Raw genomic sequence first — 16,636 nt, 5'->3', positions numbered from 1 at the left:
CACCGCCGCATACTGAAACCGGGCTATATGCTGGTTGGCGTGTGCGTAACCCAAAATTTTTTTCAGGAGGACATGTGCTGAGCGCGTTCGGACGGGCGTTTAAGACCCCCGATTTGCGGCGTAAGCTGCTGTTCACCGTTGGCATTATCGTGATTTACCGTATGGGTGTTTTCATTCCCGCACCCGGCGTGTCTTTCGGCAACGTTCAGCAGTGTCTTGCCCGCGGTGGTACCACCGGCGGTATCTACGATCTGGTGAACCTTTTCAGCGGTGGTGCGCTGCTTCAGCTATCCATCTTTGCTCTGGGCGTGATGCCCTATATCACCGCGTCCATTATTGTACAGCTGCTTCGCGTGGTTATCCCGCGTTTTCAGGAGCTTCACGAGGAGGGGGCTCAGGGGCAGACAAAGCTGACCCAGTACACCCGCTATCTCACGATCGCCCTGGCCCTGCTGAACGCGACAACCATTGTGACGATGGCACGTTCCGGTGCGCTATTGGGTAACTGTCCGCTCCCCATCATCCCCGATGAGAGTCTGCCCCATATTCTGCTGATTATTCTGGCGCTGACCGCCGGTACCGGTGTGATTATGTGGCTGGGTGAGCAGATCACCGAAAAAGGTGTGGGCAATGGCATGTCCCTGCTGATTTTCACCTCGATTGCCGCACAGTTTCCCACCTCGATGGGTAGTATTGCCAGCTCTCAGGGCTGGGGTATTTTTGCTGCCGTGTGCGGGGTTGGCCTACTGGTGATTATCGCTGTGGTCTTTGTTGAACAGTCACAGCGGCGGATACCGGTGCAGTACGCTAAGCGAATGATCGGGCGTAGAACTATCGGCGGTACCTCGACCTATATACCGCTTAAGGTCAACATGGCGGGCGTGATTCCGCTTATTTTTGCCTCGTCGATGCTCATGGTCCCGGCCCTGATCGCCAACTTTAACACTCCCAGCGATGGCACTGCCCCGCCGGAGTGGGTGAACTGGATTAACAACTACCTGGTGCGCGGTGACCATCCGGTGTATATGGTCCTGTATTTCTTGCTTATTTTGGGGTTCGCCTATTTCTATGTTTCGGTTACCTTCAATACCGAAGAGGTGGCCGGCAACATGAAGAAATATGGCGGTTTTATTCCCGGTATCCGTGCCGGACGACCCACCCAGGAGTACCTCACCTACGTGCTCAACCGGATTACCCTACCGGGCTCCCTCTACCTGGCGGTTATCGCGATGATTCCGCTGGTCGCCCTGGTGCTTTTTAACGCAAACCAAGATTTCCCGTTCGGCGGGGCCTCACTTCTGATTGTGGTCGGTGTCGGTCTCGATACCGTCAAGCAGATTGATGCCCAGCTTCAACAACGCAACTATGAAGGACTGCTGCGATGAACCGTTTACTGATCATTGGCCCTCCCGGTGCGGGCAAAGGCACACAGGCTGTGAGGATTGCCGAGCACCTGTCGATCCCGGCTATTTCGACGGGGGATATTTTTCGTACAAATATACGTGAGCAGACAGAGCTGGGTCGAGAAGCAAAGAGCTATATTGACTCGGGTAACCTGGTGCCGGACGCGGTGACCAATAAAATGGTGCGTGCCCGTCTGGCTGAGAATGACGCCGCCGGCGGTTTCCTTCTGGACGGTTTTCCTCGCAATATCGCCCAGGTGCACGAACTTGATTCTATTGTCTCCGATATGGGCCAGCGGGTTGATGCGGTACTGCTTCTGGTTGCAGAGCAGGACGAGCTGGTGCAGCGGCTTTTGGGCAGGGCAGCTGAGCAGGGTCGTACCGATGATACCGAAGAGGTGATCCGCCACCGTTTACGGGTCTACGATGAGGAAACCGAGCCTCTGCTTGATATTTATCGTGAGCGCGGGCTGGTTAAAGAGGTCAACGGGCTGGGAAGTATCGACGAGGTCACCGCCCGCCTCCTGGCGGCTATCTCCTAGACCGCAGGGTAAGCCAGCCCGGTGGTACCCGCCGCGGGTACCACCGGGCCGACCTCACAGCGGGCGGTAACCCTTGTAAGGACGAGAGGAAGGGATGCTCGTGAGACGCATCGAGTATAAGACTGATGCCCAGCTGGGCTGGATGGCCCGAGCCGGACTCGTGACCTCCCGCGCCCTTGACACGGCGGTTGCCGCTGCCCGTGAGGGGGCCACTACCGGCCAGCTTGATTCGGCTTTTCGCCGGGTGATTGAGGCTGAGGGAGCGGGCTCAAATTTCTTGGGCTACTACGGCTACCCGGCGATGATCTGCACATCGGTCAACGACGAGGTGGTCCACGGTATCCCCGGGTCCCGCAGGCTGGAGACGGGGGATATGATCTCCATCGACGGCGGAGCCACCGTGACGGATCCGGTATCGGGAAAAACCTGGAACGGCGATTCCGCCAGAACCGTGCTGGTGGGCAGTGTCGGCGAGTCGCGCACCGAACTGTCAGAGATAACACGAGCAGCGCTCTGGCACGGTATCGCGGCAGCTGCCAGGGCGGAGAGGGTCGGCGAGATCGGGGCAGCCATCGAGCGTTTTGTGCGGTCCGAGAGCGGTGAGAAATACGGGATCATTGAAGACTACGTGGGCCACGGTATCGGCACCGCAATGCACATGGCACCGGACGTGCCCAACTATGCCACCCGCGACCGCGGCCCCAAGATCAGGAAAGGGATGGCGCTGGCTATAGAACCCATGCTCGTGGCCGGATCCACCGATACCTATGTGCTTGACGACGGCTGGACGGTCAAAACCAGCGACGGCTCGGACGCCTGCCAGTGGGAACACTCGGTGGCCTTCCACTCCGAGGGTATCTGGGTGCTCACCGCCGAAGACGGTGGGGCCGCCGAGCTGGCACAGCTCGGGGTGACGGTAAAACCCATCCCCTCCTAACACAGTGACTCCGCCACCGACAACCGCAGTATTGAGGACAACCCATGACCACAACCCCGGTCAACATATCGGCTCTACGCCCACAGCCGGGCAAAATTGCGCTTAAAGCACCGGCCCGTTCGCAGCCGCCCCGGCACCTAGCCGACTTTGACATGACCGGCAGAAGAAAATTTCTGGAGGACCTGGGGTACAAGCCTTTTCGTGCCGCCCAGCTCTCCACACACTATTTTGAACGGCTGGTCACCCGGCCCCAGGAGATGACAGACCTGCCCGCCAGCGACCGAGACGCCATGGTCGCGGCCGCCCTACCACAGCTACTCACCCCGGTGCGCACCCTCAAAGCCGACGGCGGGGACACCCTCAAAGTGGTGCACCGGCTCACCGACGGCGCCCTCATCGAATCCGTCATCATGCGCTACAGCAAGCGGGTCACCATGTGCATTTCCTCCCAGGCAGGATGCGGCATGAACTGCCCCTTCTGCGCCACGGGACAGGCAGGGCTCACCCGCAATCTCTCAGCAGCCGAAATCGTGGAACAGGTAGTTGCCGGAGCCCGCTACCTGAAACAGATGAACAACCTTGAGCGAGCGGACAGCGGCCCCGAAAACACCCGGCCACTGAGAGTCTCAAACATCGTATTTATGGGCATGGGAGAGGCCCTGGCCAACTACAAGCGCACCATAGAAGCGGTACACCGGCTCATCGACCCCGCCCCCGACGGCCTGGGAATCTCAGCCCGCGGAATCACCATGTCAACAGTCGGCCTCGTACCCGGTATCCGCAAATTTGAAATGGAAAAACTCCCCATCACCCTGGCCCTATCCCTCCACGCCCCCGACGATGAACTACGCGACGAACTCATCCCCATCAACACCCACTGGAAAGTAGACGAAACCCTCGACGCGGCCTACGACTACTACCGCACCACCGGCCGACGCGTCTCCATCGAATACGCCCTCATCCGAGACATAAACGACCAGGGGTGGCGGGCAGACCTCCTCGGCAAAAAACTGGCCAGCCGCGGCTGGGCCCACGTCAACCCCATCCCCCTCAACCCCACCCCCGGCTCACGATGGACAGCCTCACGCAAAGGAGTAGAACAAAACTTTGTCGAACGCCTACGCGCCCACGGCATCCCCACCACCATCCGCGACACCAGAGGCTCAGACATCGATGGAGCCTGCGGCCAACTGGCAGCGAAAGAAACTTAGGCCTCGCAGGCTCCATTCCGCGCACTTTTTGTTTCCTCGCTCGCTCGGAAAAGTGCGCTCCATCTGCGGCCAACTGGCAGCGAAAGAAACCTAGGCCTCGCAGGCTCCATTCCGCGCACTTTTTGTTTCCTCGCTCGCTCGGAAAAGTGCGCTCCATCTGCGGCCAACTGGCAGCGAAAGAAACCTAGGCCCCGCAGGCTCCATTCCGCGCACTTTTTGTTTCCTCGCTCGCTCGGAAAAGTGCGCTCCATCGGTTTTCTCGACCCATCACCACCGTGTGACCTATACCCTCTTAACTTTTTTTAGCGTATAACGTACACTAGTTTCTTGGTTGTTTCTGCCGTGCCCACCGCGGTACCAGGCAGTCCCCGCCACCCACAGAACTGAGGGCGGCAGAGGAGCAGCCAATCAGAGATGCACTGCCCGCTAGAAATACCGGGCACCGACGTTAGCGGAGGATATGGCCAAGAAAGACGGCGTCATTGAGGTCGAAGGATCTGTGGAAGAAGCTCTACCCAACGCAATGTTCCGGGTCGAACTAGACAACGGCCACAAGGTTCTTGCGCATATTTCGGGTAAAATGCGCCAGCATTACATTCGGATTCTTCCAGAAGACCGGGTAGTGGTGGAGCTGTCGCCCTACGACCTGTCACGGGGTCGTATCGTCTACCGCTACAAATAAAAATACGCTGAGCAAACGCCGCATACGGTGCGGCGTTTACCGGTCGCGTACAGGGATAGCGTGCTCTTCCACACCACGAAGAACCCCTATCCAGCTCATATCAATGCAAATAGTTGCAATCAACGCAAAGGAATGCGATGAAGGTCAAGCCGAGCGTTAAGCCGATCTGCGATAAATGCAAAGTGATCCGCCGCCAAGGCAAGGTCATGGTGATCTGCGAAAACCCGCGCCACAAGCAGCGCCAGGGCTAACCAGCCGGGCACACGCTGAACCGCTCCACGGAGCGACAAGAAAAAATAGGCACCGCTCCCGCCCGTGCAGCAAAACCGCAGCACGAGGAGAGGGATACCCTCGGACACAGAGGCCGGGGACCGGGCTCATCAAGCCCGGGCAGTGATGCCTCAGACCTCTGAAACTCATAAGGAGAACAGCCCGTATGGCACGTCTGGCTGGAGTAGATCTTCCCCGCGAAAAGCGCGTGGAAGTAGCTCTCACATACATCTACGGTGTCGGGAAAACCCGCGCACAAGAAGCTCTTCAGGCTACCGGTGTCAACCCGGACACCAGGGTGAAGGACCTCGAAGATTCCCAGCTTGTGGCGCTTCGTGACTTCATCGAAGGTAACTACAAGGTTGAAGGCGACCTCCGCCGTGAGGTTGCAGCTGATATCCGCCGCAAGGTAGAAATCGGTAGCTACCAGGGCCTGCGCCACCGCCGCGGCCTGCCCGTCCACGGTCAGCGCACCAAAACCAATGCCCGCACCCGCAAGGGGCCCAAGCGCACCGTCGCCGGCAAGAAGAAGTAATAGCGCGTTGAACAGGCGTGGCAACCTTAGCCACAGCAACGCTTTCACCCAACCTTCGTAGGAGAATCAATAATGCCTCCCAAAACACGCGCAGCGGCACGCAAAACCAACCGCCGCAAGGTAAGCAAAAATATTGTTGCCGGTCAGGCACACATCAAGTCAACCTTCAACAACACCATTGTGTCGATCACCGACCCCACCGGTGCTGTTATCTCCTGGTCATCGGCTGGCGAAATGGGCTTCAAAGGCTCACGCAAGTCAACCCCCTACGCCGCGCAGATGGCAGCAGAAACCGCCGCTAAACGCGCCCAGGAACACGGGGTTCGTAAGGTGGATGTCTTTGTGAAGGGACCCGGCTCCGGCCGTGAAACCGCAATCCGTTCGCTTCAGGCAACAGGTCTCGAAGTAGGCTCAATCCAGGACGTCACCCCCGTTGCCCACAACGGCTGCCGCCCGCCCAAGCGCCGCCGCGTATAGTTGCCAGCCTCCCGGTCACAGACCGGGCGATGACCCGCAGCTGCGGGTCATCATTGAACAGACCGCTTTCGTCTGCTTCCTTTTGTTTTGTTTTCCCCAACCTGTGAGCTCATATAGCGGAACTCACTGAAAGGAAACATCGTGCTCATTGCACAGCGTCCCACTCTGAGTGAAGAGATCGTGACGGAGAACCGTTCGCGCTTCACCATCGAACCCCTCGAACCGGGGTTCGGCTACACCCTGGGTAACTCGCTTCGTCGTACCCTGCTCTCCTCGATCCCCGGTGCGGCTGTCACAAGTATCCGCATCGACGGTGTGCTTCACGAGTTCAGCACCGTTGAGGGCGTTACCGAAGACGTCACCGAAATTATCTTGAACATCAAGAACCTTGCCGTCTCCTCGGAGAACGACGAGCCGGTGGTCGCCTACCTGCGCAAGCAGGGCGAAGGCGAACTGACCGCCGGCGACATAGAGGTCCCTGCCGGTGTGGAAATCCACAACCCCGATTTGCATATTGCAACCCTGAATTCGCGGGCCCACTTTGACGCGGAGCTGACCATAGAACGCGGCCGCGGCTACGTTTCAGCAGCTCAGAATAAAACCGGTGACGGCGAGATAGGTCGGATACCGGTTGACTCCATCTACTCTCCGGTTCTCAAAGTCACCTTCCGCGTGAGCGCAACCCGTGTTGAACAGCGCACCGACTTTGACTCCCTGACCGTGGACGTTGAAACCAAGGAGACTATCGCCCCGCGCGATGCGGTAGCATCCGCCGGTAGCACCCTGGTTGAGCTCTTCGGCCTGGCACGCGAGCTCAACACCTCGGCAGAGGGTATCGAGGTTGGTCCCTCACCCGCGGACGAGTCGATGGCCGCAGATCTGGCTCTTCCTATTGAAGATCTGGAAATGTCGGTTCGCTCCTACAACTGCCTCAAGCGGGAGGGCATCCACACCGTGGGTGAACTCGTTTCCCGCAGTGAAGCGGACCTGATGGACATCCGTAACTTTGGTGCGAAGTCAATTGATGAGGTTAAAGCGAAGATTACCGAGCTGGGTCTGGCGCTCAAAGACTCACCTCCCGGGTTCGAGCTTGCTGCAAGCCGACTGCGTGACGACGAAGACTACGGCGATATCTAACCCGCTGCAACCTGCGGCTGCGCAGCTCTAGCAAACGTCAAAACTTTAGGTTCCTGCCGACCCCGACAGAGGGCGGGGGACCGTATATTCATGGAGAAATAACTATGCCTACTCCCACTAAGGGCCCCCGTCTTGGAGGTAGCCCCACCCACGAGCGTCACATGCTCAACGCCCTGTCTCAGCAGCTGTTTGAGCACAAACGCATTACAACAACCGTGACCAAGGCTAAGCGTATGCGCCCGGTAGCTGAGCGCATGATCACCTTTGCAAAAAAGGGTGATCTTGCGGCCCGCCGCCGTGTGCTGCGGTCACTGACCGATAAGTCTGTGGTGCACGAACTGTTCACCGTGATCGCCCCGGCTATGGCTGAGCGTCCCGGTGGCTACACCCGTATTACCAAGATCGGTAACCGCCGCGGGGATAACGCCCCCATGGCCGTGATCGAGCTGGTGATGGAACCGGTTGCTACCGCCGAGGTGATTGAAGAAGCAACCAGGGTTACCGAGCAGAGCGCACCCGAGGAGGCAGCGGTGGCCGAAACTCAGGGTGAGGCTGCACCCGCCGGCTCGCACGCCCCCCTAGAATCGGGCGAGGCACCCGAGGGTTTTGAGGTCAAAGGTAATTCTGATTCGATGAAATACCACGTGCCCGGTTCACGCTGGTACTCCTCGACCAAGGCGGAGATCTGGTTTGACTCGGCAGAGTCGGCTAAGGCGGCTGGTTACACGCCCGCCGGTGGTGACGCCGCCCAGCGGGTCTCTGACTAAGGTCTGTCCCTGAACGTGAAGAAGTCTCGGGTCTGCCGCCCACAGTTACTGTGGGCGGCAGACCCTTTTTATGCACCGTAAGGTTGTGGGCAGAAGTCGGGGCGGACGGAATTTTGTCCGGTCCGAACGGAGGTTTTGTGCGGAAAGGACTGTGCATGGGTGAGCGGACCCAGCGGATACGGATTGATTTTGCCTACGACGGGTTTGCTTTTGCCGGCTGGGCAAAACAGCCCGGACTGGTGACGGTACAGGGTGTGTTTGAGCAGGCCCTACAGATGCTTTTTCGGCAGCCGATTGCCACCACGGTGGCCGGGCGTACCGATGCCGGTGTGCACGCCCTGCACCAGGTGGTTCATATTGATGTGCCGCGGCAGAGGTGGCTTGCACTACCCGGGCATTCGCGGAAGAGCCCGGAAGAGGCGCTGCCCAGAAAACTGCGGGGGGCACTAAGCCGTTGTCTGGCCGGTGCAGAGGAAGACCTGGGGCTGCCGACCCGGCTAAAAGGTCTCTTGCACAAGGCTGTGACCGTTCATGCGGCCCGGGAGGTACCCGATGATTTCGACGCGCGCTTTTCGGCCCTGGAGAGAAGCTACCGCTACCTGATCGAAGACGATTTCCTGGCCAGTGGCTCAAACCCGCTGCTGCGTCTGCTGGCCTGGCAGGTAGATGAAAAACTCGACCTTGACCTCATGAATGCCGCCGCACTGGATGTGTCGGGGCTTCACGACTTTCTTTCCTTCTGCAAACCTCGAGAGGGTGCCACCACCATTCGAGACCTGCGCCGGCTGGAGTTCAGGCGCGGCGAGACGGGGATCATTGAGGCAGAAATTCAAGCCGATGCATTCTGCCACAATATGGTGCGCACCCTCATTGCCTCGCTGGTGATGGTGGGTCGGGGGAGCAAGAGTCGGCAGTGGTTGCGCGGCAGAATCGAGGAACCGGTGCGTGACTCACAGGTGAGACTGGCCCCGGCCAGGGGCCTCGCCCTACAAAAGATCACCTACCCCGCACCCGAACTCTACGGGGCACAGGCCAACCGGGCCCGCGCCGTCCGCCGTCTGGGTGAGAAATAAATTACACTTCCTCGATGTGCGGGGTATGACGGGTGATACGGGGCTGCTTTGCCTGGATTAAAACCCGTATGTCCTGTATAGTTCCATATGTTGTGCGTGTTCCACCCTGATTGATGTGCGCCCAAACACCGCTCAGTTGCAGAGCTAGGGTGTTTGAGTTGCCCGGGGAATTCGAACGGGGCAGTTGCGCTTGGTCCTCACCCAGGCCCTGCTCATCGCACGTTGAAAGAGGCGTGATACCCAACTAGCGCCGCATGTAGATACGAGACAAAGGCGAAATTTTGCGCACTTATACTCCCAAGCCCGGTGAAATAGAGCGCCAGTGGCACGTTATTGATGCCACTGACGTCGTTCTGGGCCGTCTTGCCAGCCAGACCGCAACGCTGCTGCGCGGAAAGCACAAGCCCACTTTTGCACCCCATATTGACACGGGTGATTCGGTCATCATTATTAACGCTGAAAAAGTTGCACTGACCGGTGCAAAACTAGAGCAGAAGCGTGCCTACCGGCACTCCGGTTACCCCGGTGGCCTCAAGTCGGTTAACTATGCTGAGCTGCTTGAAACTAACCCGGTTCGCGCGGTTGAAAAAGCTGTCAAGGGTATGCTGCCCAAGAACAAGCTTGCGGCTCAGCAGCTGAAGAACCTCAAGGTTTATGCCGGTGCCGAGCACCCGCACGCTGCCCAGCAGCCCAAGACCTTCGAATTTACCCAGGTCGCCCAGTAATTCGGGCCAACGAAAGAACACTAGGAGAAATCGTGGCTCAGAACGAAGAGCAGATTGTAGTAGAAGAAGAGCTGACCAGCTACACTTCTGAATCGTCGGCACCCGTGGTCGAAGAGGTGGGGTCTGCGCGGCCGGCTCTCACCGTTGCCGGGCAGGCAGTTGGCCGCCGTAAAGAAGCTATCGCCCGGGTGCGTGTTATTCCCGGCAGTGGCCGGTGGGTAATCAACGGCCGTACCCTGGAGAGCTACTTCCCCAATAAGCTGCACCAGCAGGAAGTCGGTGAACCTTTTAAGATTCTTGGTCTTGAGGGCGCTTACGATGTGATCGCGCGGATTGCCGGCGGTGGCCCCTCGGGTCAGGCGGGTGCTCTAAGATTGGGTATCTCGCGTGCTCTCAATGAAATTGATATTGAGAATAACCGGCCGGCCCTCAAGAAGGCAGGCTTCCTCACCCGTGATGCTCGCGTGACCGAGCGCAAGAAAGCGGGTCTGAAGAAGGCGCGTAAGGCTTCGCAGTTCTCCAAGCGTTAAAAAACCCGCAGAGAGTTGCAATCGGCAGAGCCCCCGCGGGGGCTCTGCCTTTTTAATGCCTGTTTTCCCGGCCTGAGGGCGGGGACATAAGGTTGCCGTGATAGTAACACTATGTCAATAAAGCTATTTTTCCTAGAATGGGGGAGAAGGCACAGAGTTGTTTTCGTATCGACGAAAGGTAAGCTATGGTAGCTTCACGTAAAACCACCGCCGACAACGATGCCTCGGTGGACAAGAACGATACCGCGAGCGCGGCAGAAACCCACACAGCGCCTACCGGTGACCACTCTCGGGCCGTTAAATCCGCCCTTAAGAAGGAGACCCGCCGGATCTCGGTGGTTGAAGATTATGCGGCTGAACTCGATGAGATTTCATCTTTGCAGAAGAAAATTAGCGGTACCAAGACACGATCTGATGCCTGGAAGAAGGGCTATCCCTACAGTGAGAAGCTGGGGCGTAAGGCATACGAGCGCGAAAAGCGGGCCCTTCAGATTGAGCTCTTGAAGCTTCAGCTGTGGGTCAAGGAGACCGGGCAGAAGATCCTGATTATTTTTGAGGGCCGCGATGCGGCCGGCAAGGGCGGGGCTATCAAGCGGTTTACCGAACACCTTAACCCCCGCGGGTCGCGGGTGGTTGCCCTGGAGAAACCCACCGAGGTGGAGCAGACCCAGTGGTATTTCCAGCGCTATATCAAGCATCTGCCCGCCGGTGGAGAGATTGTGATGATGGACCGCTCCTGGTACAACCGTGCCGGGGTGGAGAGGGTGATGGGCTACTGCACCTCCCAGCAGTACTACGAGTTTATGCGGGAGACCCCCGACCTTGAGCGGATGCTGGTGAATTCGGGGATCCGGCTTATTAAATTCTGGTTCTCGGTGACCCGTGCCGAGCAGCTGGCCCGTTTCGATTCCCGCCGTACCGACCCGGTACGTCAGTGGAAGCTTTCACCTACCGACCTGGCTTCTTTGGATAAATGGGACGACTACACCGAAGCCAAGGAGGCTATGTTCTTCTATACCGATACCGGTGATGCCCCCTGGACGGTGGTGAAGTCGAACGATAAGAAACGGGCCCGGCTTGAGGCTATGCGCTATGTTCTGTCCCAGTTCGACTACCCCAATAAGGATCGCGACGTGGTGGGGACGGTCGATCCGAAAATTGTGGGCTCGGGTTCGGACGTCTTTGACGATGATTCCCCGGAGAACCCGGAGGGTTTCCCGGTGCTCAAAGACGGCGATGAGTAGTCTCTAGGGCGTAGAATAGCCAGTGATGTCTAAGAGATTATTCGGAACCGACGGTGTGCGCGGGCTGGCCAATGAGTTGATTACTCCGAGCATGGCGCTTGAACTTGCTCAGGCCGCATCTATCGTTCTGGGGTTCAATACGGTAGAAAAGGGTAGTCGCCCCAGGGCGGTCATTGCACACGATTCGCGTGTTAGCGGTGAGTTTATTGGTTCGGCAATGATGGCCGGTTTCGCGGCCTCCGGCGTGGATGTGTGGGATGCCGGTATGGTGCCTACCCCGGCCGCTGCCTACCTGGTGGCGGCTACCGACGCAGATTTCGGTGTCATGATTTCGGCCTCGCACAATCCGGCTGAGGACAACGGTATTAAGTTTCTTGCCCGCGGCGGGAAGAAGCTCGACGATTCTGTTGAGGACGAGATTGAGGCTCTTTTCAGGTCCGCTAGCTTCCGTTACCCGACCGGTGGCGGGGTGGGCCGGATTCGTCCGCTCGCCGACGGTGAAGATCGCTATATCACCCACCTGCTGTCCACCATGCCCGAGCACCGCCGCCTCAACGGGCTGAAAGTGGTTCTGGACTGCGCTAACGGTGCGGCCTCGGGTGTGTCACCCGATGCTTTCCGCACCCTGGGTGCCGAGGTGGTGGTGCTGGCGGCCTCCCCCGACGGCACCAATATTAACGACGGTGTGGGGTCAACCCACCCGGAGAAGCTTCAGAAAGCGGTGGTGCGCAACGGCGCTGACCTGGGGATTGCCCACGACGGCGACGCGGACCGATGCATGGCGGTGGACGAGCAGGGCAACCTTGTTGACGGCGACAAGATTATGTCTGTGCTTGCTGTAGCCATGAAGGAGGCGGGCCGGCTGAAAGATAACACCCTGGTGGCCACGGTCATGAGTTCGCTGGGGCTGGAGCTTTATCTGCGGGAGCAGGGGATTCGGCTGGAACGCACCGGGGTGGGGGACCGCTACGTGTTGGAGGCCATGAACGCTCGGGGTTATAACCTGGGTGGTGAGCAGTCCGGGCACGTGATTATGAGCGACTACGCGACCACCGGTGACGGTGTATTGACCGGCCTGCATCTGGCGGCCGAGGTGGCTCGCACGGGTCTTCCGCTGTCTGAGCTGGCCTCCCGGATGCAGCCCACACCCCAGAAACTTATCAATGTGTCCGGGGTCAACCGCGACGGTGTTGCCGCCAGTGAGACCGTGCAGGCGGCGATTGTTGCTGCCGAGGAGGAACTGGGTACCAGCGGTAGGGTGCTGTTGCGCCCTTCCGGTACCGAGCCCCTGGTGCGGGTCATGGTGGAGGCGGCGGATCAGCAGACCGCGGATCAGGTTGCCGAGTCCCTGGCCGCTGTGGTTTTGGCTGAGCTGGCTCTCTAGTGCTCGCTCGGGCGAGCACTAGGTTTGCCCACAACGTAATAACATCGTAGGGGAGGGCCCATATTCTTACTGAATATGGGCCCTCCCCTACGGGTGAGATGCGATGAGGTTACTTGTTGTTTGCGACCAGTGAGTCACGGATTTCTTTGAGCAGAACCACCTGGGGGTCTTCTTCGGTGTGCTCTTCGGTCTCCAGCTTTGCTGCGCGGGCCTCATTGAACTTGTTGATGGGCATAACGATGCAGAAGTAGAGAGCTGCGGCAACGATGAGGAAGTTGACGACGGCGGTAATAAATACGCCGACTTTAATGTCGCCGAAAGCCAGCCAGGAGTCGAAATTGGGGGAACCAACAATCATCGCGATTGCGGGCATAAACACCGACTCCACCAGGGCGGTGACAACGGCGGTGAAAGCGGTGCCGATAATCAGGCCAACAGCCAGGTCGATCACGTTACCGCGGGTAATAAAATCTTTAAATCCACTAAGCATGCTCTCAAGCATAGCGATGAGTTGGGGGATTTTGAACAGATGCGGTGCAATTATTGACGGGGAAAGCAAGTGTGTTTTCTCACAGAGAAATAACCTGCCCGTGACGGGCGGTTTTGTGCCTGCCGATAATCGGGTACGGGATAAAAGAGGAACTCTACGGCGTGGGTTAAAGCCGGTTGGGGGACGGGCTCCGGAGCCGGTTTTAGTTTTTGCGCAGTAAAACGCGATTGATCGTGTGGTCGGAGTCCTTCGAGAGTATCAGTTTTGCCCTACCCCTGGTAGGCCGCACATTGTCGAGTAGATTGGGCTCGTTAATCCCCTTCCAGATGGATTGGGCAAGCTCTACCGCCTGCGCGTCGGAGAGGTCTGCGTAACGGTTGAAATAGGACCGCGGATTTTGAAAAGCCGAGCTGCGCAGCGAGAGAAACCGATTAATATACCAGCGCTCAATATCGGTGGTGCGGGCATCAACATAGATCGAGAAGTCAAAGAAGTCGCTCAGCGCCAGGGCCGTGCGGTTTTCACCGCCGGTCTTTGCCGGTGCCAAAACATTGAGGCCCTCCAGAATAAGCACGTCGGGGGTGGTCACCGCAATCTGCTCACCGGGCACAATATCGTAGGAGAGATGAGAATATTTGGGTGCTGTGACCAGCGGGGACCCGGATTTGATATCGGAGACAAACTTGAGCAGCCTCCGCCGGTTATAGGATTCGGGAAAACCCTTGCGATCCATCAGCCCGCGCCGTTTCAGCTCGGCATTGGGGTAGAGAAAACCATCCGTGGTCACCAGCTGCACCTTGGGGGTGGAGGGCCAGCGGCTCAGCAGGGCCTGAAGGATACGGGCGGTGGTTGACTTGCCGGCGGCAACAGAGCCGGCCACACCGATGATAAAAGGTACCCGCTCCTGTGCTGTACCCAAAAACTCGTTGGTCATATGGTTGAGGGAACCGGTGGCATTAACATAGAGGTTCAGCAGGCGTGAAAGCGGCAGATACACCTGACGCACCTCCCGCATATCCAGCGTCTCACCCAGGCCCCTCAGGGCGGCAATCTCCGACTCGCTCAGGGGAACATCTATGGTGGAGGCCAGCCGGGACCAGGTGTTTCGGTCAAGCTCCACAAAGGGGGAAAACTTGGATAGCAAAGCGGTGCTCATTCCTCTTATTCTAGGCAGAGACCCAGAAGGCGCCTAATTTGAAATCCGGGTAGAAACAGTGCGGCGCTATCCGCGGCCCGGCAGCCTGCGCTGGGGAGGGAGAAAACACACCCGAAAGGAGGGAGGGCGTCGGGTAGTATAGAGCGTATGTGTGGAATTGTAGGACATGTAGGTCTGGGACAGGCCCCGGACGGAACTAAAATAAATCACACCGCATACGATGTGATGATTGAGGGGCTTCGTCGCCTCGAATACCGCGGCTACGACTCTGCGGGAGTCGCGCTGGTGGGAGACTCGGGGATCGAATACCGCAAAAAAGCGGGCAAACTCAAAAACCTTGAAACCGAGGTCGAAGATCACCCTGTACCGGAGGCAACCACCGGTATCGGACACACCCGCTGGGCAACCCACGGCGGGCCCACCGACACCAACGCCCACCCCCATATCGTTGACGGCGGCAACCTTGCCGTGGTGCACAACGGTATCATTGAGAATTTTGCGGAGCTACGAGCAGAACTTGCCGCAGAGGGAGTTGAGTTCGCCTCGGAAACCGACACCGAGGTAGCCGGTGCACTCATCGCCAGTATCTATAACAAGCTGGACACCAAAGACCTCACCGAAGCCGTTCGCCTAGCCTCAAACCGCCTGGAGGGCGCCTTCACCATTCTCGCTATCCACTGCGACGCCCCCGACCGTGTGGTAGCCACCCGGCGGAACTCGCCGCTGGTGATCGGCCTGGGCGACAACGAAAACTTCCTGGGCTCCGATGTCTCGGGCTTTATCGACTACACCAAGAAGGCCGTCGAGATGGGCCAGGACCAGATCGTAACCATCACGGCCAACGACTATTCCATTATCGACTTTGACGGTAACCCGGCAGAGGGCAAACCCTACACCATCGAATGGGACGCCGCCGCAGCGGAAAAAGGCGGTTTTGACTCCTTCATGGACAAGGAAATTCACGACCAGCCCGCCGCCGTGCGCGAAACCCTCATGGGTAGAATGGACCAACACGGTGCCCTGACCCTGGACGAGCTCAAAATCGAAGAGTCTGTGCTGCGCTCCATCGACAAGATCATTGTGGTGGCCTGCGGCACCGCAGCCTACGCCGGTCAGGTCGCCCGCTACGCTATCGAGCACTGGTGCCGGATCCCCACCGAGGTGGAGCTGGCCCACGAATTCCGCTACCGTGACCCCATCGTTAACGAAAAAACCCTGGTGGTAGCCATCTCGCAGTCCGGGGAGACCATGGACACCCTCATGGCTATCCGTCACGCCCGGGAACAGGGCGCTAAGGTGGTGGCTATCTGCAACACCAACGGCTCCACCATTCCGCGGGAGTCGGACGCGGTACTCTACACCCACGCCGGCCCCGAGATTGCTGTGGCCTCCACCAAGGCCTTCCTGGCGCAGATCACCGCGGCCTATGTGCTGGGCCTTTACCTGGCCCAGCTGCGCGGCAACAAGTTCCGGGACGAGGTACGCGAGATCCTCAGCGAACTTGAGGCCATGCCCGAGAAAATCCAGAGGGTGATCGACGGTGAAGAACAGGTGAAGTCCCTGGGCGTATCCATGGCAGATCAGGAATCGGTGCTCTTTTTGGGCCGCCACGTGGGTTTCCCCGTGGCCATGGAGGGCGCGCTCAAGCTCAAGGAGATCGCTTACATCCACGCCGAAGGCTTTGCCGCCGGCGAGCTCAAACACGGGCCCATCGCGCTGATCGAAGAGGGGCTACCCGTTTTTGTGGTGGTCCCCTCACCTCGCGGCCGGGACTCCCTCCACGCCAAGGTGGTCTCGAATATCCAGGAGATCAGGGCCCGGGGGGCGGTGACCATTGTGATCGCCGAGGAGGGCGACGAGGCGGTAGTACCCTACGCAGACAGCGTGATCTACGTGCCGCAGTGCCCCACCCTGCTCCAGCCGCTTCTAGCCACCGTGCCCCTGCAGATCTTCGCCTGCGCGCTGGCCGGCGCTAAAGGCTACGACGTCGATCAGCCGCGTAATCTGGCCAAATCTGTGACCGTCGAGTAGACCGTTTTTGCGAGGATAGACGCAGAATCGAGCACTGACGGG

18 protein-coding genes are annotated in these 16,636 nt (G+C 58.7%); 16 read left to right on the top strand and 2 right to left on the bottom strand.

Features of this window, described 5'->3' with window-relative positions; genetic code table 11:
• Nucleotides 1-74: 74 nt before the first annotated feature.
• From secY to glmM, 15 genes are all read left to right on the top strand, one after another.
• Nucleotides 75-1,385 carry a preprotein translocase subunit SecY gene (gene secY / locus ACS1BR_RS03425; RefSeq protein ID WP_463560078.1) on the top strand — a complete coding sequence of 437 codons (1,311 nt, stop codon included), beginning with the start codon at nucleotides 75-77 and terminating at the stop codon, nucleotides 1,383-1,385.
• Nucleotides 1,382-1,945, top strand: coding sequence for an adenylate kinase (locus ACS1BR_RS03420; RefSeq protein WP_463560077.1), 564 nt, complete (start codon nucleotides 1,382-1,384; stop codon nucleotides 1,943-1,945). Before secY ends, ACS1BR_RS03420 begins: the two co-directional genes overlap by 4 nt.
• Before the next feature lie 94 nt (nucleotides 1,946-2,039).
• A complete protein-coding gene (gene map, locus ACS1BR_RS03415) occupies nucleotides 2,040-2,882 on the top strand; it encodes a type I methionyl aminopeptidase (RefSeq protein ID WP_463560076.1) in 843 nt (280 codons plus the stop codon).
• 44 nt (nucleotides 2,883-2,926) lie between these two features.
• The gene (gene rlmN / locus ACS1BR_RS03410) at nucleotides 2,927-4,093 is read left to right on the top strand and encodes a dual-specificity RNA methyltransferase RlmN (protein WP_463560075.1); all 1,167 of its coding nucleotides are present in this window, start codon (nucleotides 2,927-2,929) and stop codon (nucleotides 4,091-4,093) included.
• A gap of 460 nt (nucleotides 4,094-4,553) precedes the next feature.
• Nucleotides 4,554-4,775: a translation initiation factor IF-1 gene (infA, locus tag ACS1BR_RS03405; protein WP_188359063.1), complete on the top strand. Its 222-nt coding sequence runs from the start codon at nucleotides 4,554-4,556 to the stop codon at nucleotides 4,773-4,775.
• A 137-nt stretch (nucleotides 4,776-4,912) separates the two neighbouring features.
• Complete coding sequence (rpmJ, locus tag ACS1BR_RS03400) at nucleotides 4,913-5,026, top strand: 50S ribosomal protein L36 (protein ID WP_463560074.1); 114 nt, start codon at nucleotides 4,913-4,915, stop codon at nucleotides 5,024-5,026.
• 185 nt (nucleotides 5,027-5,211) lie between these two features.
• Nucleotides 5,212-5,580 (top strand): 30S ribosomal protein S13, encoded by a 369-nt coding sequence (gene rpsM, locus ACS1BR_RS03395; RefSeq protein WP_463560073.1) that lies wholly within the window; start codon nucleotides 5,212-5,214, stop codon nucleotides 5,578-5,580.
• 72 nt (nucleotides 5,581-5,652) lie between these two features.
• Nucleotides 5,653-6,057: a 30S ribosomal protein S11 gene (gene rpsK / locus ACS1BR_RS03390; protein WP_463560072.1), complete on the top strand. Its 405-nt coding sequence runs from the start codon at nucleotides 5,653-5,655 to the stop codon at nucleotides 6,055-6,057.
• Nucleotides 6,058-6,198: 141 nt separating this feature from the next.
• Nucleotides 6,199-7,194, top strand: a complete 996-nt coding sequence (locus ACS1BR_RS03385; RefSeq protein ID WP_463560071.1) for a DNA-directed RNA polymerase subunit alpha — start codon at nucleotides 6,199-6,201, stop codon at nucleotides 7,192-7,194.
• A gap of 104 nt (nucleotides 7,195-7,298) precedes the next feature.
• Nucleotides 7,299-7,961, top strand: coding sequence for a 50S ribosomal protein L17, sunset domain variant (gene rplQ, locus ACS1BR_RS03380; protein WP_463560070.1), 663 nt, complete (start codon nucleotides 7,299-7,301; stop codon nucleotides 7,959-7,961).
• A 155-nt stretch (nucleotides 7,962-8,116) separates the two neighbouring features.
• Entirely contained in the window at nucleotides 8,117-9,034 is a 918-nt protein-coding gene (gene truA, locus ACS1BR_RS03375) for a tRNA pseudouridine(38-40) synthase TruA (RefSeq protein WP_463560069.1), read from the top strand.
• Between the two features lie 281 nt (nucleotides 9,035-9,315).
• The gene (rplM, locus tag ACS1BR_RS03370) at nucleotides 9,316-9,759 is read left to right on the top strand and encodes a 50S ribosomal protein L13 (protein ID WP_463560068.1); all 444 of its coding nucleotides are present in this window, start codon (nucleotides 9,316-9,318) and stop codon (nucleotides 9,757-9,759) included.
• Nucleotides 9,760-9,791: 32 nt separating this feature from the next.
• Nucleotides 9,792-10,289 (top strand): 30S ribosomal protein S9, encoded by a 498-nt coding sequence (gene rpsI / locus ACS1BR_RS03365; RefSeq protein ID WP_463560067.1) that lies wholly within the window; start codon nucleotides 9,792-9,794, stop codon nucleotides 10,287-10,289.
• 185 nt (nucleotides 10,290-10,474) lie between these two features.
• Nucleotides 10,475-11,533, top strand: a complete 1,059-nt coding sequence (gene ppk2 / locus ACS1BR_RS03360; protein ID WP_463560066.1) for a polyphosphate kinase 2 — start codon at nucleotides 10,475-10,477, stop codon at nucleotides 11,531-11,533.
• 25 nt (nucleotides 11,534-11,558) lie between these two features.
• The gene (glmM, locus tag ACS1BR_RS03355) at nucleotides 11,559-12,917 is read left to right on the top strand and encodes a phosphoglucosamine mutase (RefSeq protein ID WP_463560065.1); all 1,359 of its coding nucleotides are present in this window, start codon (nucleotides 11,559-11,561) and stop codon (nucleotides 12,915-12,917) included.
• Between the two features lie 109 nt (nucleotides 12,918-13,026).
• On the opposite strand, the gene mscL is transcribed toward glmM, so the two are convergent.
• Both mscL and coaA read right to left on the bottom strand, forming a co-directional pair.
• Nucleotides 13,027-13,407: a large conductance mechanosensitive channel protein MscL gene (mscL, locus tag ACS1BR_RS03350; RefSeq protein WP_463560064.1), complete on the bottom strand. Its 381-nt coding sequence runs from the start codon at nucleotides 13,405-13,407 to the stop codon at nucleotides 13,027-13,029.
• 202 nt (nucleotides 13,408-13,609) lie between these two features.
• Nucleotides 13,610-14,563 carry a type I pantothenate kinase gene (gene coaA, locus ACS1BR_RS03345; protein WP_463560063.1) on the bottom strand — a complete coding sequence of 318 codons (954 nt, stop codon included), beginning with the start codon at nucleotides 14,561-14,563 and terminating at the stop codon, nucleotides 13,610-13,612.
• Nucleotides 14,564-14,710: 147 nt separating this feature from the next.
• On the opposite strand from coaA, the gene glmS reads away from it, so the two are divergent.
• On the top strand, nucleotides 14,711-16,594 hold the full coding sequence (gene glmS / locus ACS1BR_RS03340; RefSeq protein WP_463560062.1) for a glutamine--fructose-6-phosphate transaminase (isomerizing): 1,884 nt from the start codon (nucleotides 14,711-14,713) through the stop codon (nucleotides 16,592-16,594).
• Nucleotides 16,595-16,636: the final 42 nt, after the last annotated feature.

This window comes from Rothia sp. 18CD1-1, from assembly GCF_055285355.1.
This window is presented reverse-complemented; position numbering and strand designations above follow the sequence as displayed.

What these genes read in the sequence shown, in the direction of transcription:
- rpmJ (WP_463560074.1), top strand. Translation starts at nt 4,913, where the DNA reads ATGAAGGTCAAGCCGAGCGTTAAGCCGATCTGCGATAAATGCAAAGTG.
- infA (WP_188359063.1), top strand. Translation starts at nt 4,554, where the DNA reads ATGGCCAAGAAAGACGGCGTCATTGAGGTCGAAGGATCTGTGGAAGAA.
- glmS (WP_463560062.1), top strand. Translation starts at nt 14,711, where the DNA reads ATGTGTGGAATTGTAGGACATGTAGGTCTGGGACAGGCCCCGGACGGA.
- glmM (WP_463560065.1), top strand. Translation starts at nt 11,559, where the DNA reads ATGTCTAAGAGATTATTCGGAACCGACGGTGTGCGCGGGCTGGCCAAT.
- rpsM (WP_463560073.1), top strand. Translation starts at nt 5,212, where the DNA reads ATGGCACGTCTGGCTGGAGTAGATCTTCCCCGCGAAAAGCGCGTGGAA.
- ppk2 (WP_463560066.1), top strand. Translation starts at nt 10,475, where the DNA reads ATGGTAGCTTCACGTAAAACCACCGCCGACAACGATGCCTCGGTGGAC.
- rplQ (WP_463560070.1), top strand. Translation starts at nt 7,299, where the DNA reads ATGCCTACTCCCACTAAGGGCCCCCGTCTTGGAGGTAGCCCCACCCAC.
- mscL (WP_463560064.1), bottom strand. Translation starts at nt 13,407, where the DNA reads ATGCTTAGTGGATTTAAAGATTTTATTACCCGCGGTAACGTGATCGAC.
- rlmN (WP_463560075.1), top strand. Translation starts at nt 2,927, where the DNA reads ATGACCACAACCCCGGTCAACATATCGGCTCTACGCCCACAGCCGGGC.
- ACS1BR_RS03420 (WP_463560077.1), top strand. Translation starts at nt 1,382, where the DNA reads ATGAACCGTTTACTGATCATTGGCCCTCCCGGTGCGGGCAAAGGCACA.
- rpsK (WP_463560072.1), top strand. Translation starts at nt 5,653, where the DNA reads ATGCCTCCCAAAACACGCGCAGCGGCACGCAAAACCAACCGCCGCAAG.
- map (WP_463560076.1), top strand. Translation starts at nt 2,040, where the DNA reads ATGCTCGTGAGACGCATCGAGTATAAGACTGATGCCCAGCTGGGCTGG.
- truA (WP_463560069.1), top strand. Translation starts at nt 8,117, where the DNA reads ATGGGTGAGCGGACCCAGCGGATACGGATTGATTTTGCCTACGACGGG.
- coaA (WP_463560063.1), bottom strand. Translation starts at nt 14,563, where the DNA reads ATGAGCACCGCTTTGCTATCCAAGTTTTCCCCCTTTGTGGAGCTTGAC.